Genomic DNA, 21,093 nt, shown 5'->3' with positions numbered 1-21,093 from the left:
TTACGACGCGGCCCGATCAGTTACAAGGAAGACTTATGGTAAAGGTCATCGCTTCTTCCGTCCGCAAGGGCAACGTGCTCGACGTCGACGGTAAGCTCTACGTGGTTCTGACGGCACAGAACTTCCATCCCGGCAAGGGTACGCCGGTGACGCAGGTGGACATGCGCCGCATCTCCGATGGCGTGAAGGTCTCCGAGCGCTACCGCACGACGGAGCAGGTCGAGCGCGCCTTCGTCGAGGACCGCGAGCACACCTTCCTCTATGAAGACGGCGACGGCTTCCATTTCATGAACCCGGAAAGCTACGACCAGGTAACGATGTCCGTCGAGGACATCGGCGACCTCAAGGCCTATCTTCAGGAAGGCATGGCGGTCATCCTCTCGATCCACGAAGGCATCGCGATCGCGATCGACCTGCCGCGCCATGTGACGCTGGAGATCACCGAGACCGAACCGGTCGTCAAGGGCCAGACGGCGTCCTCGTCCTACAAGCCCGCGATGCTGTCGAACGGCGTGCGCACGCTCGTTCCGCCGCACATCCAGGCCGGCACCCGCGTCGTGATCGCGACGGAAGACGGCTCCTACGTCGAGCGCGCCAAGGACTGACGGTCCGCGGCCGCCCGCAGCGTTTCGCCCGGGCGGCTTTTCCCCTTCCAAACCCGTCAGAATCCGTTATGACCGACTCCCGGCTCTTACCCCAACGAGACGGACGGTTTCTTCATGACGAAATTCGACGTGCTGACGGTCGGCAACGCCATCGTCGACATCATCGCGCGCTGCGACGACGGCTTCATTGCCGACAACGGCATCATCAAGGGCGCGATGAACCTTATCGATGCCGAGCGTGCCGAATTCCTCTATTCCCGCATGGGGCCGGCTCTCGAGGCGTCCGGCGGCAGCGCCGGCAACACGGCGGCGGGCGTCGCCAATTTTGGCGGGCGCGCCGCCTATTTCGGCAAGGTCGCCGATGACCAGCTCGGTGAGATCTTCACCCACGACATCCGCGCCCAGGGCGTGCATTTCGAGACGAAGCCGCTCGATCGTTTCCCGCCGACCGCCCGTTCGATGATCTTCGTCACCGAGGACGGCGAGCGCTCGATGAACACCTATCTCGGCGCCTGCGTCGAACTCGGCCCCGAGGACGTCGAGCCGGACGTGGTGGCAGATGCCAAGGTCACCTATTTCGAGGGCTATCTCTGGGATCCGCCGCGCGCCAAGGATGCGATCCGCGAATGCGCCCGCATCGCGCATGAAAACAGGCGCGAAATGTCGATGACGCTGTCGGACAGCTTCTGCGTCCACCGCTATCGCGGCGAATTCCTCGATCTCATGCGTTCCGGCACGATCGACATCGTCTTCGCCAACCGGGCCGAGGCGCTGGCCCTCTACGAGACCGGCGATTTCGAGGAAGCCCTCACGAAGATCGGCCGGGACTGCAAGCTCGCCGCCGTGACGATGAGCGAGGAAGGTTCGATCATCGTGAAGGGCGACACGCGCATCAAGGTCGATGCGATCGAGGTCAGCCGCATCACGGACACGACCGGCGCCGGCGATCTCTACGCAGCGGGCTTCCTCTACGGCTATACGAACGGCCGGTCGCTTGCCGACTGCGGGCGCCTCGGCAGCCTGGCTGCCGGCATCGTGATCGAGCAGATCGGTCCGCGCCCGATGATCTCGCTCGCGGATGCGGGAAAGAAGGTCGGCCTGCTCTGAGGCCGGCGGCTACTTGAAGGCCTCGCCCGGATAGGCGCCCCAGAGCTCCGACTGGGCGATCCAGCCATCGGTTCCGTCGACGTCGGCATGGCACCAGTCGCCGTTGCACTCGCCGACATGCACGATGACGCCCGGCGCGAGCTTGGCGACGACGGCGCTCGTCGACTGCGCGTCACGGCGCATGTTGACGAAGATGTCGTCGCCCTTGCCGCGCATCCAGGGAGCGGCGATCGCCGTGCGATCGCCGGAGAGCAGTGCCTGGTTCACCCAGCCCTCGGTGCCGTCCGCGTCGCGGACCCGGCGCCAGTTGTCGTATTCCTGGATGATCTCCACCGGGATGCCGGACTTCAGGTAGCGCCAGGCGATCGCATAATCGATGCTCGGTCCGACGCGCAGATTGACGCTGCGTGCCTTGATGCTGACGAAGCGCGGCAGCGGCAGGCCGCTCGGCCCCTTGCCGGCCTGGGCCTCCGCCGAGGATACGGCGGTGAAGGCCGTCGCCAGTCCGGCGACGGCGGCAAGGCAGATTCGCAGGATGTGGTTGCGCATGACAAGATCCGTTCCGGTCGCGACAGGCAATTCCCGGCCAGGCCGCCGTCCGCCATCATTCCACCGGCCGCAGCGTTGCGCGGATTGTCTTCGTGGCCGGGTCTGGTAGAAATTGCCCCTGATGGCGCAATCCTTGCCCATCTTGGTTAACAACCCGTTGACGGAACGGTCCCTAAATCGATGACGAACAAGCGGAAGCCCAGGGTCTACATCACGCGTCGCCTGCCGGACGTGGTGGAAACGCGCATGCGGGAACTGTTCGACGCGGAACTCAACATCGACGATGTCCCGCGCACGCAGCCGGAACTCGTCGCCGCCGTGAAGAGCGCGGACGTGCTGGTGCCGACCGTCACCGACCGCATCGACGAGGCGCTCATCGAGCAGGCAGGGCCGCAGCTCAAGCTGATCGCCAGCTTCTCGAACGGCGTCGACCACATCGACGTCGACGCGGCCGCCCGCCGCGGCATCACCGTCACCAACACGCCGAACGTGCTGACCGAAGACACCGCCGACATGACGATGGCGCTGATTCTCGCGGTGCCGCGCCGGCTTGCCGAGGGGGCGCATCTGCTGACGGACCGCAAGGGCGAATGGGCCGGCTGGTCGCCGACATGGATGCTCGGACGACGCATCTGGGGGAAACGCCTCGGCATCATCGGCATGGGACGAATCGGCACCGCCGTCGCGCGCCGCGCCAAGGCCTTCGGCCTGTCGATCCACTACCACAACCGCAACCGCGTCCACCCGGACACGGAAGAGGCGCTGGAAGCGACCTACTGGGACAGCCTCGACCAGATGCTGGCGCGCGTCGACATCGTTTCCGTCAACTGCCCGTCGACGCCCGCCACCTACCACCTGCTCTCCGCCCGGCGCCTCGCGCTGCTGCAGCCGACGAGCTACATCGTCAACACGGCGCGCGGCGGCATCATCGACGAGGCGGCCCTCATCAAGTGTCTGCGCGAGGGCCGGATCGCCGGTGCCGGTCTCGACGTCTTCGAGCACGAGCCGGCGGTCGACGCGAAACTCGTCAGGCTCGCCGCCGAAGGCAAGGTCGTGCTGCTGCCGCATATGAGCTCGGCGACGATCGAGGGACGCATCGACATGGGCGAGAAGGTTGTCATCAACATCCGCACCTTCTTCGACGGCCATCGGCCGCCGGATCGCGTGCTGCCCGGCCGAGGCTGAAGTCTCAGGTGACATCCGGATCACCTGCAGTGTTCCGGTATTTTGTTTTTGCCGCATTATCCGACGCCGAAGCGGGGATCGCCTCGGTCAGAGCCGTTTCGTCATCTCGATGGACGTCGTGCGATCGTATCCGGGATGCCGGTTCTCGGCCGTCATCTCGAAGCCCCATCGCATGAAGCATCGATGGTTCTCGACGAGTTCGACCCGTGTTTCGAGGCGGAGCGCGGGCAATCCACGCGCTTCCGCTTCGCGCTCCGCCGCGGCCATCAGCGCACGGCCGATGCCGCTCCCCTGCGCCTGCGGCAACACCGCGAGCTTGCCGACATAGAGACAGGCCGGCTCCGGCCGGCAGAAGATGCAGCCGAGGAGCCTTGCGGCATCGGCTGCCAGGAAGACGATCTCGGCGCGCGCCTTCTCCTTGAGACCGTCAGGCGTCAGCCGATGCGCCGAGGAGGGCGGATCGATGCGCCCGTCCATGACGGCGAAGGCCGACAGGATGAGCGCCAGCAGTTCGTCGTAGCGGTCGAAGCCCGCGTCGAGCCGTCGGATCTCCATCTAGGCGGGGCCGCCGCGCCGGCGGTAGCGCATCACCTCGAAGCGCGCCGCCAGCCCGTCATAGAGCAGGAGCCTGCCGACCAGCGGATCGCCGGCGCCGGTCACCAGTTTGATGACCTCCATCGCCATCAGCGTGCCGATCACGCCCGTCAGCGCGCCGACGATACCGGCCTCGGCGCAGGACGGCACGGCGCCCGGCGGCGGCGCCGTCGGAAAGAGATCGCGGTAGGACGGGTTCCGCCGTCCGTCCGCACCCTGTTCCCAGGGCTTCAGCACGGTCAGCGAGCCGTCGAACCGGCCGACCGCGCCGGTGACGAGCGGCCTTTCGGCCGCTTCGGCGGCATCCGCCATGGCATAGCGCGTCTCGAAATTGTCGGAGCCGTCGACAAGGATGTCGTAGTCCGCAAGCAGGGTGCGTGCCGCCTCCCCGGTCAGGCGCAGGTGATGCAGCCCGACCTCGACATGCGGGTTGAGCCGGGCGATCGCCGCCGCGGCACTTTCCGTCTTCGGCTTGCCGATCGAAGCCGTGTCGTGGATCACCTGCCGCTGCAGGTTGGACAGCGAGACCGCGTCGTCGTCGGCGATGCCGATGCGGCCGATGCCGGCGGCCGCGAGATATTGCAGCACCGGCGCGCCGAGCCCGCCGGCCCCGACCACCAGCACCCGCGCGTTCTTCATCCGCTGCTGGCCCGCCCCGCCGATCTCCGGCAGCACGATGTGGCGCCGGTAGCGGGCGATCTCCGCCTCGTTCAACGGTTCCGATCCATTCATCAGCCGTCCTCCGCTAAGTCCCGTCGCCGAATTCCGTCGGCGTCACGCGGGCATTGTCCACCGCGAAAAGCTGCGCCCGGTCGCCGAGCGCTGAAAACATCGCCCGGTCCGTGCCGGTCATGAAGGCCTGGCCGCCGAGGTCGGACACGCGATCGAAGAGTGCTGCGCGGCGCCCCTCGTCGAGATGCGCCGCGACTTCGTCGAGCAGCAGCACGGGCGCGTGGTCGGTCAGGTTGGCGACGAGCCCGGCATGGGCGAGCACGAGACCGACGAGCAGCGCCTTCTGCTCGCCCGTCGAACAGCGTTCCGCCTCCATGTCCTTCTGGCGGTGGCGCACGACGAGGTCGCTGCGATGCGGGCCGTCGAGCGTCCGGCCCGCGGCGGCGTCGCGATGGCGGCCGTCGCGCAGGAGCCCTGCATAAAGCTCCTCGAGTTCGGCGGCGGGCCGCCGCAGCCCGCCGTCGAGGAAACCCGAGAGGGCGAGGTGCGCCAGGGGGAAGGTCTCGTCGCCGGCCGCCGTTTCGACGAGGCCGCGCAGCAGGCCGACGAGCTCCTCGCGGGCGACGGCCATGGCGATGCCGAGCTCCGCCATCTGCCGTTCCAGCCCGTCGAGCCAGACCCGGTCGGGCCTGGGTTCCGACAGCAGCCGGTTGCGGCTGCGCATCGCCTTCTCGAAATCCGCAGCGCGGCGGCCGTGGTAGGGATCGAGCGACAGCACCAGCCGGTCGAGGAAACGACGCCGGTCGGACGAAGGTCCGGTGAAGAGGCCGTCCATGGCGGGCGTCAGCCACAGGACGCGGAGATGGTCGGTGAGCTCGTCGGCGGAGCGCGCCGGCGTGCCGTTGATGCGCAGCCGGCGCGTCTGGCTCTCGTCGCGGCTTTCGGTGCCGGTTCCGATCTCGACCTCGCCCTCCATGCCGTCCACGGCCGCGAAGATCGCAAAACCGCCGCCCGAACCGGCCCGGATCACGTCGTCATAGACGGCGCGGCGAAGGCCGCGACCGGGGGACAGGAAGGAGACCGCCTCCATGAGATTGGTCTTGCCCGCCCCGTTCGGACCGACCAGCACGACGTGCCGCGCGTCGAGCTCCAGCGACAGCGCCGCATAGTTGCGGAAATCTGTCAGCTTCAGGCGGGAGAGGGAAACCTTGTGGGGCATTGCGGGTCCGATCGTTCGCGAGAGAGCTAAGCCCTCCGGTCCGCGATGGCAAGATCGGTACCCGCCAGCGGCAATGTCGAAGCAGAAAGAGACAGTTGCCGTGCGCCGGCGGTCACGGATTCATGGCGCGTTAATGTCTCATCCCTAACACTGCGGCAGACTCCATGTCCGCTGTCTTCGGCCGGAGCAACAGCGGATTGTCAAGGCGCGCCATGTCACCAGACGAGTGTCAGATCCTCATATCGATGGTCGTCGCCACCATAGGCCGGTCGACCGAGCTGAACCTGCTGTTCCGCTCGGTCGTCAACCAGAACTGCAGCGACATCGAGATCATCGTCGTCGACCAGAACGGGGACGACCGGCTCGAGCCGGTGCTCGCCGAACATCGCGGCAAACTGCGTCTCGTCCATCTGCGCACTCTTCAGCAGGGCGTCTGCCGGGCGCGAAATCTCGGCGCGTCGCGGGCGACCGGCGACTGGCTCCTGTTTCCCGACGACGACTGCTGGTATCCGAAGGATTTTCTCCAGCGGCTGCGCACCCGGCTCGCCTGGGACGATGCCGATTTCGTGGCCGGCCGCGCGGCCGACGAATCCGGCCGGGACATCATGGGCGCGTTCGAGCGCCGTCCGGCCAGGATCGTCGCACGCAACGTCTGGACGACGATGATCGAATGGGTCTTCTGCGTCAGGCGACGGGCCTTCGAGAAGGCCGGCGGCTTCGACGAGCGGATCGGACCGGGTGCCGGCACGCGCTGGGGCGCCTACGAGGTGCAGGACCTGGCGCTCAGCCTGCTGGAGACCGGCGCAAGGGGCGCCTACGATCCCGCCCTCTACGGCCATCATCCCGAGGACAGCGGCGACCGCACGACCGACGCCAACATCGCCAAGATCAGAACCTACAGCGGCGGTCTCGGCTATATCGTGCGCAAGCACCGCTACAGTCCCGCGTTCTTCGTCACGAAGCTCCTGCGCCCCGTCGCCGGCATGGTCGTCTACTCGCTTCTCGGCCGGCCGCGCATGGCCTACCGCTCCTCGCAGATCCTCGCCGGCCGCTGGGACGGCTGGCGCAAGCGCTGACGGCGGCGGCCGGCCCGGCATCGCCGCCGCCCCCACCCTCGGGGGAGTTCGCGGGCTCAGCCGATCGTCATCAGGTTCGCATTGCCGCCCGCCGCCGTCGTGTTGATGCTGACGGAGCGCTCCTCCAGCAGGCGCACGAGCGGATAGTCCCCTGCCGGCAGGCGCGGATAGACCGGCACGATGGCGCCGTCGCGCGCTGCCGCCTGCTTTCCGATCGCCGCCAGCGTATCGGCATCGCCCTCGAACAGCACGACCGAGAGGCCGGGTTCCGCCGTCCAGTCCGCCACCATGCGGATGCGGCGCGAGACGCCGACCGGCAGGTCGTCGAGGGCGGCCGCCGCGGGATTGCCGGCCTCGACCACCGCCTCGTTGCCCGTGGCCAGGATCGCGCCGATCTCGACCAGCAGTTCCTCCGGCACGGTCGCCAGCGCCGCGACGCGGCCGCGGGCATGCAGCGAATAGATATTGCTCTCGCCGACGGGACCGGCAAGGTCCGTCGAATGGTCGAGCACGGTCGCGTCGAGAAGGGCCTTGCACCGCCCGGCTGCTGCTCCCCCGTGCTTGTCGGCGACCCATGCCGCATAGGCGGCGGCGACCGCCGGTTTGCGCGACGACGTATGGCCCGCCAGCGCATCGAGCGGCGGCTTTGCGACGAGCCGTCCGAGATAGAGCGGACCGCCGGCCTTCGGGCCGGTGCCGGAGAGCCCGCGGCCGCCGAAGGGCTGTACGCCGACCACCGCGCCGATGATGTTGCGGTTGACGTAGATGTTGCCCGCCTCGATGCGGTCGACCACATGGGCGATCGTTTCGTCGATGCGGGTATGTAGCCCGAAGGTCAGTCCATAGCCGGTGTCGTTCAGCCCCGCCAGAAGCGCATCCAGCGCCTCGCGACGATAGCGGATCACATGCAGCACGGGGCCGAACACCTCGCGGCCAAGGTCGCCGATCCTGCCGATCTCGATCATGGTCGGCGCGACGAAGGTGCCGCGCGCCGTCGCTTCGTCGAGCGGCAGGCGCTCGATGCGGTGGCCGGCGGCCTTCATCCTCGCCACATGCGCCTCGATGATCTCGCGCGCTTCCGCCGTGATGACCGGACCGATGTCGACGGAAAGCCTGGAGGGATCGCCGACCTCGAGTTCGGCCAGCGCGCCGCGCAGCATGGCGAGCGTGCGATCGGCGATTTCCTCCTGCAGGCAGAGCACGCGCAGCGCCGAGCAACGCTGGCCGGCGCTGTCGAAGGCCGACGCGATCACGTCGCCGACGACCTGCTCCGGCAGCGCCGTCGAATCGACGACCAGCGCATTCTGCCCGCCCGTCTCCGCGACGAGCGGCACCGGCTGCCCGTCGGCATTCAGCCGGCCCGCGAGCTGCTTCTGGATCAGGCGGGCAACCTCGGTGGAGCCGGTGAACATCACGCCCGCCGTCCGCCCGTCGCCGACAAGCGCGGCGCCCACGTCGCCGGCGCCGGGCACCAGATGCAGCACGTCCTGCGGGATTCCGGCCGCATGCAGCAGGCGCACCGATTCGGCGGCGATCAGCGGTGTCTCCTCGGCCGGCTTGGCGAGCACCGGATTGCCGGCGGCCAGTGCCGCGGCCACCTGGCCGGTGAAGATCGCAAGCGGGAAGTTCCACGGGCTGATGCAGACGACCGGGCCGAGGGCCGATGCCTGCGCCAGCGTGCGTTCGGCCTCGCGGGCGTAGTAGCGCAGGAAGTCGACCGCCTCGCGCACCTCGGCGATGGCGTTCGGATAAGACTTTCCGGCCTCGCGCACGATCAGGCCGATCAGCACGCCCATCCGCGCCTCCATGGCATCGGCCGCGCGCAGCAACGCCGCGCCGCGCTTCACGGCAGGCGTCGCCGACCAGGCACCGGCCGCGGCCGACGCAGACGCAAAGGCGGCCGCAACGTCCTCGGCGGTCGCGTTGCGCACGTCGCCGACAAGGTCCTGCAGGTCGGCCGGGTTGCGCACCGGCTGGCCCGCGGCGCCGGCTGCATGCGTGATCGTCGGCGCCGCCGTCCAGGCGATCTTGCGGCTTTCGGCAACCGCCGCGGCAAGCGCCTCCAGCACGTTTTCGTTCGACAGGTCGATCCCCTTCGAATTGGGGCGGCTCTCGCCGAAGATCGTCGCCGGGTGCCGGATCGCCTCGTGCGGCGCACCGAGAGGGATCGTCCGCTTCACAACGTCGACCGGGCTCTCGACGAGCTCGGCCACCGGCACGGCCTCGTCGGCGATGCGGTTGACGAAGGAGGAGTTCGCACCGTTTTCGAGCAGGCGGCGTACCAGATAGGCGAGCAGCGTCTCATGCGTGCCGACCGGCGCATAGATGCGGCAGGGCCGGTCGAGCCTGCCCTTGCCGACCACCTGGTTGTAGAGCGGCTCGCCCATGCCGTGCAGGCACTGGAACTCGTAGCGGCCGATCGTGAAATCCGGCCCCGCCATGGTCATGATCGCCGCCAGCGAATAGGCGTTGTGGGTGGCAAACTGCGGGAAGACCGCGTCGGGCGCGGCCAGCAGCTTGCGGGCGCAGGCGAGGTAGGACACATCCGTGTGCACCTTGCGCGTATAGACCGGATAGCCGTCGAGCCCGTCCACCTGGGCACGTTTGATCTCGCTGTCCCAATAGGCGCCCTTGACGAGGCGGACCATCAGCCGCCGGCCGGAGCGGCGGGCGAGGTCGATGACGTGGTCGATCACGAAGGGGCAGCGCTTCTGGTAGGCCTGGATGACGAAGCCGAGGCCCTTCCAGTCGCCGAGGTCCCTGTCGAAGGCGAGCGCCTCCAGAAGGTCGAGCGAGAGCTCCAGCCGGTCCGCCTCCTCGGCGTCGATGTTGAGGCCGATGTCATAGCGCCTGGCGAGCCTCGCCAGCATCTGCACGCGCGGCAGCAGTTCCCCGAGCACGCGGTCACGCTTGGCGCGCTGGTAGCGGGGATGCAGCGCCGAGAGCTTGATCGAGATGCCCGGGCCGCCATAGACGCCGCGCCCGGCCGAGGCCTGGCCGATCGCGTGGATCGCCGTCTCGTAGTCCTTGAGGTAACGTGCGGCATCCTCGGCCGTCGTCGCCGCCTCGCCCAGCATGTCGTAGGAATACTGGAAGCCCTTCGCCTCCATGGAGCGGCTGTTCCTCAGCGCCTCCTGGATCGTCTGGCCGGTGACGAACTGCTCGCCCATCATGCGCATGGCGATGTCGACGCCCCGGCGGATCAGCGGCTCGCCGCCGCGCGCGATCAGGCGCGTCAGGGCGGAGGAGAGATTGGTCTCGCTCGTCGTCGCGGTGAGCTTGCCGGTGACGACCAGACCCCAGGTCGCGGCGTTGACGAACAGCGACGCGCTCCTGCCGAGATGGGAGCGCCAGTCGCCGCCGGCGATCTTGTCGCGGATCAGCGCGTCGCGCGTCGCGGCGTCGGGCACCCGCAGCAGCGCCTCGGCAAGGCACATCAGCGCCACGCCCTCCTGGCTCGACAGCGAATATTCGTGCACAAGACCCTGCACGCCGCCATGCGAGACATTCGCCCGGAGACCCTCGACGAGCCGGCGCGCCAGCGCTTCGGTCGCCCTGGCGTCCTGCTCGTTCATCGCCGCGAGCGGCAGCAGGGCCGCAACGCAGCCTTCCTCGGGGGCACGGTAGTGGTCGGTGATGGCGCGGCGCAGCGGCGGGCGTTCGGGCGCTCGGGCGCCGAGTGCGGCAAGCGGCCCGGCCGGAGCATCGGCAGTGCGGGGCAGGCTGGATTCCAGGGACATCGTCTCGCCTCTCGGAAGGAGTGATCGCCATTGGCGGGGCCCGTCGCCGGCGCCCTCGCGTCAAACCGTCTCTACCGCCAGATAGACCGCGTAAATAGCGGGATAATTTGCACTTCTGCGGTGGAATTATCTACAAAACTCAGATTTCCTGGCTATTTCAACGGAGAACGCCTTGGACTCGCCATCCGCCCGGACGTCCCCTGCGCCCGCGCGGGCGGAAACACCGTCGCGAGGATAGGGCGGAGCGGCCTGTCCGGCAATCGCAGCGATGAATCAGAAGGAGACGGGAGCGGCGATGTTGAGCCCGGCGATCTCGCCGGTCGGACGCCGCCCGGCATGGTGAAGCGGGATCACGCGCGGCGTGCCCGGTGCGAGATGGAAGCCGTTGTCGTCCGGCACCGCCCCCTCCATGCGGATATGGACGGTCTGCGCCAGACGGTCGGCGGCAAGGGCGAGCGACCAGCCGCCCTCCCCTTCGGCCAGTTCGACGCTGAGCTGCGCCTCCCGAAGGGCGGCGCTGCGGCCGCGCGGAAAATGGAAGGCCTCGGCGACGAGCCTGCCGGTTTCCGTGTCGCGGAGCCGCGCGACCGTCGCGTCGTGCGCCGGCGGGCCGAAGCGGAAGGCATAGGTCGTGTCGAAGAAGGCGCCGAAGAGATCGGTGGCGGCAAGCGTCGCCGCGCCGCGCGGACCGACCGCCAAGCTCCGCGTACCCGAGACGACCGGCAGGCGGCCGTCGCGCAGGCAGGCGAGTTCGACGGTCACGGCACGAACCTCCGCCGTCTCGTTGACGACATGCACATCGAGACCGTTGGTGCCTTCGTCGGACAGCAGCACCTGCAGCGGCCGGAAGGCGCGTTTCATCGCCCACCAGGCGGATTTCGGGCGGCCCGTCGCGTCGACGGCGCCCCAGCCGGCGCCCGGCAGCAGGTCGAGGAAGGTCCAGACGAGCGCGCCGTTGCAGGTGGAGCCCGGCCGGCGCCATTCGCCGAACGTCGCCTCGATCACCTCGCCGGTGACGGCGCGCGAGAGATCCAGGTAGCGTGCCGGCTCCTCGCGCCTCAGCCGCGCGGGATCGACGCCATAGAGATCGCCCAGATAGTGGTCGCGCACGTCCTCGAAGTCCCAGGAGGCGCCGCGGTCGCGCGGCACGCGGGCTTTCCAGCGCGGGTCGTGCACGGCCGGCACCGGCAGATGGCGTTCCAGCGTCTCCGGCTCCGGCACATTGGCAAAGGCAAGGCACTCGGCGGCGAAACGTACGCCGGCACGGCGCGCATCCTCGAGCGGCCGGCAGTAGGCCCCGACGCCGTAATAGTGCGTCACGCCGGCATTCGGTGTGAAGGGCATGGCGCCGCCGCTCGGCGAGTTCGGCACATAGGGCACGTCCGGCCGGCCTTCGGCGCAGAGCGCCGGCAGGATCTCCCCGGTCAGCGGTCCGCGCCACGCCGTCTCGGGCAGGCCGAGCATGGCGCCCTGCTGGTGCATCTCGCTGCCGCCGCACAGGACGGCAAGCGACGGCGCGGCGGCATTGGCCGCGAGGAAGGCCGATACTTCTTCGTGCACGAGGCCCAGGAAATCCGCGTCCTGAACGGGATAGTCGAAATTCGCGAACATCAGGTCCTGCCAGACGAGAATGCCGAGCCGGTCGCAGAGCGCGAAGAAGGCCGGCGTCTCGTAGGTCATGGTGCCGCCGACGCGCAGCATGTTCATGCCGGCGTCACGGGCAAGCTGCAGGAGCGGTGCGTATCGGTCGCCGTCGCCCGGCAGGTCGACGATGTCGGCATTCGTCCACACCGCGCCGCGGCAGAAGATGCGCTCGCCATTGACGACAAGCGCGAAGTCGCGGCCATCGGCCCCCCGGTCGACGGCGATGCGGCGGAAACCGGTGCGCCCGAGCGCGACGCGCCGCCCACCGATCACCGCGAAGACCGCATGCAGCGTCGGGTCTCCGTGCGTATGCGGCCACCAGGGCGCGACGCCGGCAAGCGCCAGCTTTCCCCGGAACATGCCGCCGGCATCACGCTCCATGGCGACCTGCACGCCGGCGCATTCGAGGAGCACGGGGCCGGCCAGCCCCGCGGCCTCGAAATGCACGGCGAGACGTCCGGTGCCGTCGTCATCGAGCGTCGCCTGCAGACGGATGCCGGACGGGATCGCCCCGTCCTTCCTCAGGAGCACGACCGGCCGATAGGGACCGACCGCATGCACCTGCGGACACCAGCCCGGCATGCGGCCGAGCAGCGTGGTGCGGTGCAGGCGCAGGCCCTGCGGCGTGATCATCTGCGGCCGCCACCTCGCGCGGGGGCCGCGCCTGTCGAGTTCCGGCCCGAGCGCCCGGAAGCAGATGGAAAGGCGGTCGCGGCCGGTAAGCGAAACCGGCACCTCCTGCGGCACGAACATCGAGCGCACGGTCAGCATATGCGCGCCGTTCCAGAAGATGTCCGCGATCGTCGCCAGGCCCTCGAAGCGCAGCACGGCCTCGCCCGGCGCCTCGCCGTCGAGATCGAGCAGGTACCAGGCATCGCCGCCGTCGAGCGGCACCGGAGCCGTCCGGTCGAACCGCCCGGCCCGCTCCAGCGCGCCGGCAACGGTGCTCGGCACGGGCGCGGCGAGCATGTCGGCCTGCGGATCGATGTCCAAGGGTGTGGCGCAGGCGCCGGCCTCCGTCAGCACGAGGCGCCAGCCGGCATCGAGCCGCCGGCCGGTGGCGGGTACGGCCATCGCAGTTGCCGGACTCACGGCCTCACCCGAAGCGTTTCCCGAGCTCCGCAAAGAGGGCCTCCCAGGCTTCGGCCGCCGGATCGAGCGCCGTCGCCAGCGTTTCGAACTTCCGGCGCGTCACCGCGCGCGCAAGCTGGAACTGCACCGATTTGGCGACTTCGGAGATGCGTCGCGCATGTGTTGCCGCGCCGCCAAGCGAACCGTCCGGTGCCAGCCAGTCGAAATGGCTGGCGGCGAGCTCGAAATTGGCGCCGAGCTGGCGCAGCGTGTTGAAGGCGTATTTGTGGAAGAAGCCGAAGGGCCGCTCGGCGACCGCTGCCACCTGCGCCGGAAACTCGCGGGAAAAGGCCGCGACCGGGTTCTTCGCCGGGCGGCGCGCGGCGTGGACGGCGAGCAGCCGTGCCGCCTCTTTCCGCAGCCCTGCCGCCTCGGTCGGGCGCGACGGAAACTTTGCGAATTCCGCGTAGGGCAGGAACGGCAGGTCGTCCGGACCGTCGTTCCTGTGGAAAACGCCGTCGAAATCGTCGCCCTCCAGCCGGAAGAAGCCGGCATTGTGGAAATAGTCCATGCTGCGGCCGGAAACGTCGAGCCGGTTGATCGCGACCGTCGTCTTGCCGTGCTCCTGCCGGTAGGCGACGCCGCGCGTGTCGGGCATGAAATAGCTGTCCATCTCGACGAGGCAAAGCCGGCCGCGCTCGATCTGCGCAAGCACATGGTCCTCGACCCGGTCGTAGATGGCAAGCTCGGTGCAGCGGATGCCGTAGAGCGATTCGAGATCCTCGAGCGGCACCTTGAAGAAGGTGAACTGGTCGCCCTCGAAGTCCTGCGCCAGCGTGAAGCCGAGCATCGCTTCGGGCGCCGTGCCGAAGGCGTTCAGTACCTCGATCCACAGGTCGACGTAGCAGTTCGTCTCCGGCCACATGCGTTCGCCCGTGTGGAGCGGATGGGCGGCGTAGGCGGCGGGGTCGAGCCCCGTCCACACCGCGTGGCGCTTGACGGTCATTTCCACAGCGTTTTCCGTACCTTTTCCGGCCAGTCGGCAACGTCGAGGCCGTGGTGGTGGAAGAGCGCGAGCGCGATGCGTTCCAGCCCGAAGCCGACACAGGCCGTGTGCGCCACGCTGCCGTCCGCGAGGTTCAGCCCCCATTTCAGGCCGAAGGAATCCTGGTGGTAGTTGAAGCTCATGCAGGCCGTCGGCTTGGCGACGGAGGTGATCGGGATCAGGAGCTCGAATTTCAGGTTCTGGTCGCGCTGGTTGTTCACCATCATCTTGCCGGCGCGGCCGAAGAAGGGGTCGTTCGCCACGTCGATCGTGACGTCGAGGCCGACCGCCTCCATCATCTCGACGCCGCGATCCATCCAGGTCTGGCGGAAGTCGGTGACGTGTTTCTCCGTGCCCATGCAGACATATTCGCGCATGCGGAAGAGCTGCTGGCGGGCCGGATCCGTCGAGGGCTCGTGGCGGAAGCAATAGGACTGGAGGTCGAAGAGCGCGCCGTCGACCGGCAGCGGACCGCGCCGGGCAACCGTCGGATAGAGCGGGTAGCAGGCGGCCGGGGTCAGAACGATGTCCGTCGCCTTCTGGTCCTTCGTCCAGTCGTCCTCGCCCACTTCCATGCAGCGGATGAGGCTCATGTGGTCGAGCTCGTTGCCGCAGAAAGAGTGCACGGTGCCGGCGAGCTGCGGGAAGCTCTTCATATAGCCGCTCTGCTCGAAGAAGGCGCGGTTCATGCCGGGCGGGAAGCGCATCGCCTCCGCACCGTCACTGCCGCCGAAGGCGTCGATCAGCCGCTCGAAGGCGAGGATCACGTCCTCGAACCGGCCGCTGCGGCCATAGAGGCCGTCGACGCCCGTTTCGATGAGCAGTCCGGCATCGAACAGCCGGTCGAGGAAAGAGGTTTTCATGTCCATGGCGTCACCCCAGAAGGCTCGTGTCCTGCTTCTGCACCAGAAGCAGGTTCGACGTGTTGCCGAGAATGCGGTCGTTGGAGATCATGAGCTGGGCGGAATGCGCGTCGCGCAGGTGCCGGCCGAGACTGAACGGCGTGCCGTTCTTGTAGCCCATGATGCCGCAGATCAGCATGGCGTGATTGACGATCGCGAGCACCGTCTCCGAAGACGCGATCTTGACGTTGTTCATCGCGACGGCGAAACCCATCGAGGACAGGCGGTCCGGATCGAGGCTCGCCGCCTCGTATTCGCGCAGGCCCGCGATCACGTTGGACTTCATCATCTGCAGCAGGTTCGAGGCTTCGGCGAGCCTGAGCGCACCGGGCGGCGGCGTGCCGGGGCTCTTGCGGGCCGCCGCACGGACGAAACCCTGCGCGCGGGTGACCGCGTTGACGGCGATGCCGTACCACACGCCGCTCCAGAGCAGGTGCGAGGCCGCCAGCATCGACTGGGCGGCGATCTCGGCGAAGGGCTTCGGCAGGATCTGTTCCGCAGGGGCCTCGCCCTTGAACAGGAAGCCGTCCGAACAGGTGCCGCGCATGCCGAGCGTGTCCCAGACATGGGTGCGCTCGATCGTGTACTGGTCCCTCGTGAAGACGGTCATGACCTGGTCGGTCGACGGCGCGTCCTTGTGGGCGCGCGAGGTGATCAGGATCGCGTCGGCATGGGCACCGTAGGAGATGACGGTGGCGTCCTTCTCCAGCCGGCAGCGCTCGCCGTCGACTTCGATGGCGCAGAGACTGTTGCGCAGGTTGCCGCCGATGCCGCCTTCCGTGGTGGCGGAGGCGAGCAGGAGCTGCTCGTCGGCGACGCGCCGCATGAAAGCGCGATGCCATTCGCTCTCGGCGCCGTGCGACACGAGGCTGGAGAGTTTGATGTGGTGCATGGCGAAGACCATGGCGGCGGCGGCGCAGGACTGGCCGAGCGTGCAGCAGACCTCCGCGATCTCCGAGAAACCGGCCCCTTCGCCGCCGAGATCCCGCGGGACCTGGATCGACAGCAGCCGTTCGGCCGCCATGGCATCGATCGCCTCGCGGGGGAAGCGCCCTTCCGCGTCGACGGCCTCCGCATGGGCGGCAGCCACCACGGCGACGCGCGCGGCGCGCTCCGCGAGGCTCGCGTGGGTGGACATGTTCATTCGGCTGCCTCCGCCGTGCCGAGCAGGCCCGCGACCGTGCGGCCGATGGCGGCGATGCTCTGGAAGGACTTGCGGTTCAGGAGATTGTCGGGAAACTCGATGTCGAAGGCCTCTTCGATCGCCAGCATGATCTGCACCGAGGCGAAGGACGACATGCCCGCCGCGTAGAGGTCCGCCTCGTCGGCGATCTGGTCGACCGCAACCGGGAGCCCCCCGTGTTTCGCCAGCAAGTCTCTGATCTTCTCTCGCATGTCCTCGCACTCCTCTTCTTTTCGTCGGCACCACGCGTCATGCGTCGTCGTTGCTGCGATCCATACAGGAGGGGGCGATAAGATCGGTTAAAGGGACATGGATAAGAATCGGTGAAATCAACCGGCGTTATTGTATCAAGTTGGACATCGCTCAGGGCGTGCGTGTCAAATCGGCAAACCCGGCGCGAAAGCGCGGGTTGGCGGCGAGACTTCGTGCAAGCGCGATAAGAAGGCCGAGGCCGAAGCCGAGAATGGAACCGGCGACGATGCCGGCGACGAGAAGCATGCTGCGGCCGGGTCCGTCCGCCTTTGCCGGCGGCGAGGCTTCCGACAGCACGCGGATGTTGCTGCGCGCGAGATTCTTCTCCTCGCTGGTCTCGCGGACCCGCTTCAGGACGGCCTCGTAGATGTCGCGGGCGGCCGTGGCGCGCCGCTGCAGGTCGTTCAGCCCCACCTGGCGCTGCAGCGTGTTGTTCTGCAGCGACTTCTGCACCGCGAGTTCCTTGGCGACCTGCTGTTCGGCCTGCTGGGTCTGTGCGAGATCGGCTTTCGCCCGCGCAAGGTTGCGTTGCAGCTCCGCCTCGATCTCGCCCTTCAGGCCCTGGAGCGAAGCCTGCGCCGCCAGCAGCGACGGATGGCGGGCACCCATGCTGCTTGCGAGGCTTCCGACCGCCGCGGCCTGCGTCGCGTACTGCCGCCTGAGATCGGTGAGCGTCGCCGAAATCTCGGACTGGCTGTTCGTCGAGATCGCATCCTCGAGCTTCAGCTTCGCAGCCGCATCCAGCTTCGCCTTCGCCTCGATCGATGCCTTCTGGGTCGTGGTGAGCAGTTCGTTGAGCTGCACCAGCCGCTGGTCGGCAATGAGATTGCCGTCGGCCGTCACCATGTCGTTGCTGGCCTTGTAGGTCTCGACGGCTTCCTCCGCCTGCTGCACCTCTTCGCTGAGTTCGCGAAGGCGGCTGTCGAGCGCGGAATTCGTCGTCTGGTAGAGCGAGGAAAAGGCGCGGTTCTCCTCCTCGAGGAAGGTGCCGACCAGCGCATTGGCGATCTCGGCCGAAACGCCGCCGTCCGCCGTCGCGACCGACAGGGTGACGACATAGGAGCTGGTTTCAAGGTCCACCGTCGCGGCGCGCTGGATCAGGCCCACGATGGTCGCCTTGCGTTCGTCCGGCTCGCCCCTGACGCGGGAAAAGACCGGGCTGTCCGAAAGCTTCAGCCTGTCCACCACCGCGCCGATGACCTTCGGCGAGGTGAGGATCTTCGCCTGGCTGTTGATCATCGAGACGATGACTTCGGACGAAATGGCGTTTTGCGAATTGGTGTCCGTCAGCTCGATCTGGCGCGGGTCGAAATAGAGGCTGGTCTGTGCCGTGTATGTCTTCGGCGCCAAGGGCACGAGCAGGCCGCCGAGCATGGCGAAGACGGCCATGAGGCCGACGATCAGCAAGCGGTGCGTCCAGACGGCGCGCAGCAGCGTCCTGAGGTCGAGGATCGCGGCGCCGTCGATCGACCTCCGCCCGATCGGCGGATTTTCCTCGGCGACGCGGATGTCGGCCGGTGGTTCGACAGGCGCCCGGGTTGCGGCGTCGATCTGCAGGTCCGGCATATCGTCGGCCGGACTTTCCGGCGGCCGCGCCGGGCCGGGTTCGGCCTTTCGGGCCGTGTAGTCCGCGACCTTCACCACGGGGCTGCGACGCGCAGCGGACCGCGGCGTCGGCACGGGCCGCCCGCGGCGCCAGCCCGCGGGCACCAACTCGTGGTCGTCGTCTGCAGCTCGGCTCATCACAAATCCAGTCGATTCGTCGGCGGGACCGGCCTGCGATCCGGTTCAGAATCTATTTCCGTATGGTTAACGGAGGGTAACTCCCCGAGGTCTTTGTGGACCCGCGCGGGTCTAGGACGGCGGCAAAGTCATACAGGCGGGGGAGTGGCGCGCATCCCTCGGCGTCAGCGGCAGCGCCGAAAGCTGGCGGCGCTCGCCCTTCGCCGTCGGTTGCACGTTGTTGATCTCGTCCGGCGACCACCACTCGCCGGCGGCCCAGTAGCTCCAGCCCAGCCAGGCGTCGGCATTCTCGCTCAGGGTCGCCGTCATGGCCCGCAGGCCCGCAAGGCACGCGTCGTCCTGCGAGCCGCCGAATTCGCCGAGGAACCCCTTCCTGCCGGTCTCGCGCAGCCAGGCGGTCACGTCGACCAGCGCGTCATTGGCGGTGCCGGCCGCCGCGCAGCCGCCCGCGGTGCCCGACGAATCGGCGTCCATGTACTGGTGGAATTCGTAGGCGTAGTTGTCGACGGGATCCTTCACACCACGCATGATCTCGGCATTCGAACCGCCCGGATGGTCCTCCCGCCAGCCATGGGCACCGCTCCAGCGTGTGCCCGGGACGAGGATAAGGTTCCGGGCGCCGATGCCCCGGATGCCGGCGATCGCGCCGTTCGCCATGCGCAGCCAGTCGGAGGCCGGGATGTCGTAGGGCTCGTTCATCAGGCCGAACAGGATGTCCGGCTCGTTGGCGAATTCGGCGGCGAACCGCGTCCAGAAATCGGCGAAGGCGAATTCCGGCACTTCGGGCGAACCGATCCGCGCCTTGTCGTAGTAGCCGAAAGCATGCGGGTCGAGCAGGACCGTCATGCCGTTCGCCCGGATCATTTCGACCGACGCCTTCAGCCGGTCGAGTTCGGCGCCGCTCAGCGGGCTGCCGAGCGTCGGCTGCAGGCGGTCCCACGAGAAGGGAAGCCGGACGATGTTCATGCCCTTGCCGGCGAAATAGGCAACCGTCTTCTCCGACGGGTAGATGAAGTTGGCTCCCTCGACGCCGCCGCGGTCGCCATATTCGGCACCCGAGATGTTGACGCCGGTGAAGCAGAGGTCGGCGGCGGCGGCCGAGGGACGGACGGCGAAGGCTGCGGAAAGCAGGATGGCGAGGGATGGTCGCATGGCGCGCCTACACCGGCGTCGCAGGCGACAGCCGGGCCGGTGCCCGCCGGCGGCTGCGCAGGTACCGGTCGACCGGCTTCTCGAAGAGATTGTGGAGGATGACGGCGACGACGGTCGAGGACAGCAGGCAGAAGAGAAGGAAAGGCCCCTCGTGGCGCATCCACGCGAAGGGCAGCCAGCCATGGACCATGCGCGCGCCGGCGAGCACGAAGACATGGCAGAGGTAAAGGCTGAAGGACGCGTCTCCGAGATGGCTCAGCCAGCCGATCGCCGGCTTGCGGGAGAGGTCGAGGAGCGCGAAAGAGCCGACGACGACCGCCGCCGGCAACCCGACCGTGAGCAGGCGCGGCAGCTGCCATTCCATCCAGTCGTTCCAGAGCATGGCCGCCGCGGCGAGCGCGATGAGCGGCCAGGCGACAGCCGCGGAAATCCGCCGGCCATCGAGATAGAGCTTGCCGAGGAAGACGCCGATGACGAATTCGAAGACCACCGAATCGCCGTAGAAGCGGGCGGCGGTGAGGTCGGGCGGCAGCAACCTGCAGAGGCCGAAGACCGCGAGAAGCAGGCCGGCCAGCGCGAAGGGGCGGACCGCTTTCGACAGGCCGAGAAGCGCGCCGAACAGCAGGTAGAAATACATTTCGTAGTTCAGCGTCCAGCCCGGGACGATGACGGGCGCGATCATCGTGCCGGCCGCGTCGGCCGGATTGATCCAGGGCAGGAAGAACAGGCTGGCGACGACATGCGGCGGGTCGAAGACCGTCGATTTCAGCGCCGAAGGGATGACGAGGGCCGCGGCCGCGGCTGCGAGCGTCAGTGCCCAGTAGAGCGGTGCGATGCGCACGATGCGCCGCACGTAGAATTCGCGCGTGCCGATCGGGCGGTCGGCCGTGGTGATCCACATGACGAAGCCGCTCAGCACGAAGAACAGGTCGACACCGCTCTTGCCGAGCAGGAAGCCGTTCATCACCGCATCCGGCTGCAGATTGCGAAGCTGGAGGATCGCGTGGAAATAGACCACCATCAAGGCGGCGACCGCGCGCAGATACTGAAGCTGTACGAGCATTGCCTACCCTGAACGTCTCGGCGGCCATCGGCGATGGCCTCGCCCGCCGCTACACCCGCTTGCGGACGGGCGCCGCGCCTGCCGGCAGCGCGCCGGTCCGGATCTGGACGGTCCGGCCGGCCGGCGCGAATTTCAGATAGCCGGCCAGGAACCAAAGCAGCGCAGCCACCTTGATCGAGAATACGGCGTTACCGCCGATCATCATGTTCACGAAAAGAAAAACAGAAAGTAAATGCGCGAAGCGGCGCTGCTCGGGCGTCCGGCCGGCCGGGAAGAGGCAGACGAACAGCC

The 21,093-nt window shown here is 68.0% G+C and carries 17 protein-coding genes and 1 pseudogene; 4 read left to right on the top strand and 14 right to left on the bottom strand.

The genetic code is table 11. The features are described from left to right. The first annotated feature begins 35 nt into the window (after positions 1-35). On the top strand, positions 36-605 hold the full coding sequence (gene efp / locus LXM94_RS10880) for an elongation factor P (RefSeq protein ID WP_235771290.1): 570 nt from the start codon (positions 36-38) through the stop codon (positions 603-605). A 114-nt stretch (positions 606-719) separates the two neighbouring features. After that, positions 720-1,712: an adenosine kinase gene (locus LXM94_RS10875; protein WP_235771289.1), complete on the top strand. Its 993-nt coding sequence runs from the start codon at positions 720-722 to the stop codon at positions 1,710-1,712. 9 nt (positions 1,713-1,721) lie between these two features. Here LXM94_RS10875 and LXM94_RS10870 read toward each other — a convergent pair whose 3' ends face one another. Further along, positions 1,722-2,261 (bottom strand): SH3 domain-containing protein, encoded by a 540-nt coding sequence (locus tag LXM94_RS10870; RefSeq protein WP_235771287.1) that lies wholly within the window; start codon positions 2,259-2,261, stop codon positions 1,722-1,724. A 180-nt stretch (positions 2,262-2,441) separates the two neighbouring features. On the opposite strand from LXM94_RS10870, the gene LXM94_RS10865 reads away from it, so the two are divergent. Then, a complete protein-coding gene (locus LXM94_RS10865; protein WP_235771286.1) occupies positions 2,442-3,446 on the top strand; it encodes a 2-hydroxyacid dehydrogenase in 1,005 nt (334 codons plus the stop codon). Positions 3,447-3,533: 87 nt separating this feature from the next. Here LXM94_RS10865 and LXM94_RS10860 read toward each other — a convergent pair whose 3' ends face one another. The 3 genes from LXM94_RS10860 to recF are packed head-to-tail and all read right to left on the bottom strand — an operon-like array spanning position 3,534 to position 5,931. Continuing rightward, positions 3,534-4,001 (bottom strand): GNAT family N-acetyltransferase, encoded by a 468-nt coding sequence (locus tag LXM94_RS10860; protein WP_235771284.1) that lies wholly within the window; start codon positions 3,999-4,001, stop codon positions 3,534-3,536. Further along, positions 4,002-4,772, bottom strand: a complete 771-nt coding sequence (moeB, locus tag LXM94_RS10855; RefSeq protein WP_235771282.1) for a molybdopterin-synthase adenylyltransferase MoeB — start codon at positions 4,770-4,772, stop codon at positions 4,002-4,004. A gap of 13 nt (positions 4,773-4,785) precedes the next feature. Then, positions 4,786-5,931 carry a DNA replication/repair protein RecF gene (gene recF / locus LXM94_RS10850; protein WP_268965088.1) on the bottom strand — a complete coding sequence of 382 codons (1,146 nt, stop codon included), beginning with the start codon at positions 5,929-5,931 and terminating at the stop codon, positions 4,786-4,788. 212 nt (positions 5,932-6,143) lie between these two features. Here recF and LXM94_RS10845 point away from each other — a divergent pair, with 212 nt between their 5' ends. After that, positions 6,144-7,007 carry a glycosyltransferase family 2 protein gene (locus LXM94_RS10845; protein WP_235771280.1) on the top strand — a complete coding sequence of 288 codons (864 nt, stop codon included), beginning with the start codon at positions 6,144-6,146 and terminating at the stop codon, positions 7,005-7,007. Between the two features lie 56 nt (positions 7,008-7,063). Here the strand turns inward: LXM94_RS10845 and putA are convergent, their stop codons facing one another. From putA to LXM94_RS10795, 10 genes and pseudogenes are all read right to left on the bottom strand, one after another. Then, positions 7,064-10,747, bottom strand: a complete 3,684-nt coding sequence (putA, locus tag LXM94_RS10840; protein WP_235771278.1) for a trifunctional transcriptional regulator/proline dehydrogenase/L-glutamate gamma-semialdehyde dehydrogenase — start codon at positions 10,745-10,747, stop codon at positions 7,064-7,066. Between the two features lie 273 nt (positions 10,748-11,020). After that, positions 11,021-13,465, bottom strand: a complete 2,445-nt coding sequence (locus tag LXM94_RS10835) for a glycosyl hydrolase 2 galactose-binding domain-containing protein (RefSeq protein ID WP_235771276.1) — start codon at positions 13,463-13,465, stop codon at positions 11,021-11,023. Between the two features lie 22 nt (positions 13,466-13,487). After that, positions 13,488-14,468: a DUF1839 family protein gene (locus tag LXM94_RS10830; protein ID WP_235771330.1), complete on the bottom strand. Its 981-nt coding sequence runs from the start codon at positions 14,466-14,468 to the stop codon at positions 13,488-13,490. Beyond that, positions 14,465-15,376, bottom strand: a complete 912-nt coding sequence (locus LXM94_RS10825; RefSeq protein WP_235771275.1) for an amino acid--[acyl-carrier-protein] ligase — start codon at positions 15,374-15,376, stop codon at positions 14,465-14,467. The genes LXM94_RS10830 and LXM94_RS10825 overlap by 4 nt, the downstream gene beginning before the upstream one ends. A 4-nt stretch (positions 15,377-15,380) precedes the next feature. Then, complete coding sequence (locus LXM94_RS10820; protein WP_235771274.1) at positions 15,381-16,553, bottom strand: acyl-CoA dehydrogenase family protein; 1,173 nt, start codon at positions 16,551-16,553, stop codon at positions 15,381-15,383. After that, positions 16,550-16,804: an acyl carrier protein gene (locus LXM94_RS10815; protein ID WP_235771273.1), complete on the bottom strand. Its 255-nt coding sequence runs from the start codon at positions 16,802-16,804 to the stop codon at positions 16,550-16,552. The genes LXM94_RS10820 and LXM94_RS10815 overlap by 4 nt, the downstream gene beginning before the upstream one ends. 151 nt (positions 16,805-16,955) lie before the next feature. Then, positions 16,956-18,587 (bottom strand): GumC family protein, encoded by a 1,632-nt coding sequence (locus LXM94_RS10810; protein WP_235771272.1) that lies wholly within the window; start codon positions 18,585-18,587, stop codon positions 16,956-16,958. Positions 18,588-18,698: 111 nt separating this feature from the next. Next, a complete protein-coding gene (locus LXM94_RS10805) occupies positions 18,699-19,739 on the bottom strand; it encodes a glycoside hydrolase family 5 protein (protein WP_235771271.1) in 1,041 nt (346 codons plus the stop codon). Positions 19,740-19,746: 7 nt separating this feature from the next. Then, complete coding sequence (locus tag LXM94_RS10800) at positions 19,747-20,802, bottom strand: acyltransferase family protein (protein WP_235771270.1); 1,056 nt, start codon at positions 20,800-20,802, stop codon at positions 19,747-19,749. A 49-nt stretch (positions 20,803-20,851) separates the two neighbouring features. Continuing rightward, a pseudogene (locus LXM94_RS10795) lies at positions 20,852-21,093 on the bottom strand (hypothetical protein); the annotation flags it as partial.

This window comes from Rhizobium alarense, assembly GCF_021555155.1.
In the GTDB taxonomy this organism is placed as follows: domain Bacteria; phylum Pseudomonadota; class Alphaproteobacteria; order Rhizobiales; family Rhizobiaceae; genus Rhizobium_D; species Rhizobium_D alarense.
Note: the sequence above shows the minus strand (reverse complement) of the source record. Positions and strands in the feature narration are given on the sequence as shown.

Coding starts and splice junctions, on each gene's coding strand:
- LXM94_RS10825 (WP_235771275.1), bottom strand. CDS start 15,376: ATGGACATGAAAACCTCTTTCCTCGACCGGCTGTTCGATGCCGGACTG.
- LXM94_RS10830 (WP_235771330.1), bottom strand. CDS start 14,468: ATGACCGTCAAGCGCCACGCGGTGTGGACGGGGCTCGACCCCGCCGCC.
- recF (WP_268965088.1), bottom strand. CDS start 5,931: ATGCCCCACAAGGTTTCCCTCTCCCGCCTGAAGCTGACAGATTTCCGC.
- LXM94_RS10820 (WP_235771274.1), bottom strand. CDS start 16,553: ATGAACATGTCCACCCACGCGAGCCTCGCGGAGCGCGCCGCGCGCGTC.
- LXM94_RS10810 (WP_235771272.1), bottom strand. CDS start 18,587: ATGAGCCGAGCTGCAGACGACGACCACGAGTTGGTGCCCGCGGGCTGG.
- efp (WP_235771290.1), top strand. CDS start 36: ATGGTAAAGGTCATCGCTTCTTCCGTCCGCAAGGGCAACGTGCTCGAC.
- putA (WP_235771278.1), bottom strand. CDS start 10,747: ATGTCCCTGGAATCCAGCCTGCCCCGCACTGCCGATGCTCCGGCCGGG.
- LXM94_RS10800 (WP_235771270.1), bottom strand. CDS start 20,802: ATGCTCGTACAGCTTCAGTATCTGCGCGCGGTCGCCGCCTTGATGGTG.
- LXM94_RS10875 (WP_235771289.1), top strand. CDS start 720: ATGACGAAATTCGACGTGCTGACGGTCGGCAACGCCATCGTCGACATC.
- LXM94_RS10835 (WP_235771276.1), bottom strand. CDS start 13,465: ATGGCCGTACCCGCCACCGGCCGGCGGCTCGATGCCGGCTGGCGCCTC.
- LXM94_RS10805 (WP_235771271.1), bottom strand. CDS start 19,739: ATGCGACCATCCCTCGCCATCCTGCTTTCCGCAGCCTTCGCCGTCCGT.
- LXM94_RS10815 (WP_235771273.1), bottom strand. CDS start 16,804: ATGCGAGAGAAGATCAGAGACTTGCTGGCGAAACACGGGGGGCTCCCG.
- LXM94_RS10865 (WP_235771286.1), top strand. CDS start 2,442: ATGACGAACAAGCGGAAGCCCAGGGTCTACATCACGCGTCGCCTGCCG.
- LXM94_RS10860 (WP_235771284.1), bottom strand. CDS start 4,001: ATGGAGATCCGACGGCTCGACGCGGGCTTCGACCGCTACGACGAACTG.
- LXM94_RS10870 (WP_235771287.1), bottom strand. CDS start 2,261: ATGCGCAACCACATCCTGCGAATCTGCCTTGCCGCCGTCGCCGGACTG.
- LXM94_RS10845 (WP_235771280.1), top strand. CDS start 6,144: ATGTCACCAGACGAGTGTCAGATCCTCATATCGATGGTCGTCGCCACC.
- moeB (WP_235771282.1), bottom strand. CDS start 4,772: ATGAATGGATCGGAACCGTTGAACGAGGCGGAGATCGCCCGCTACCGG.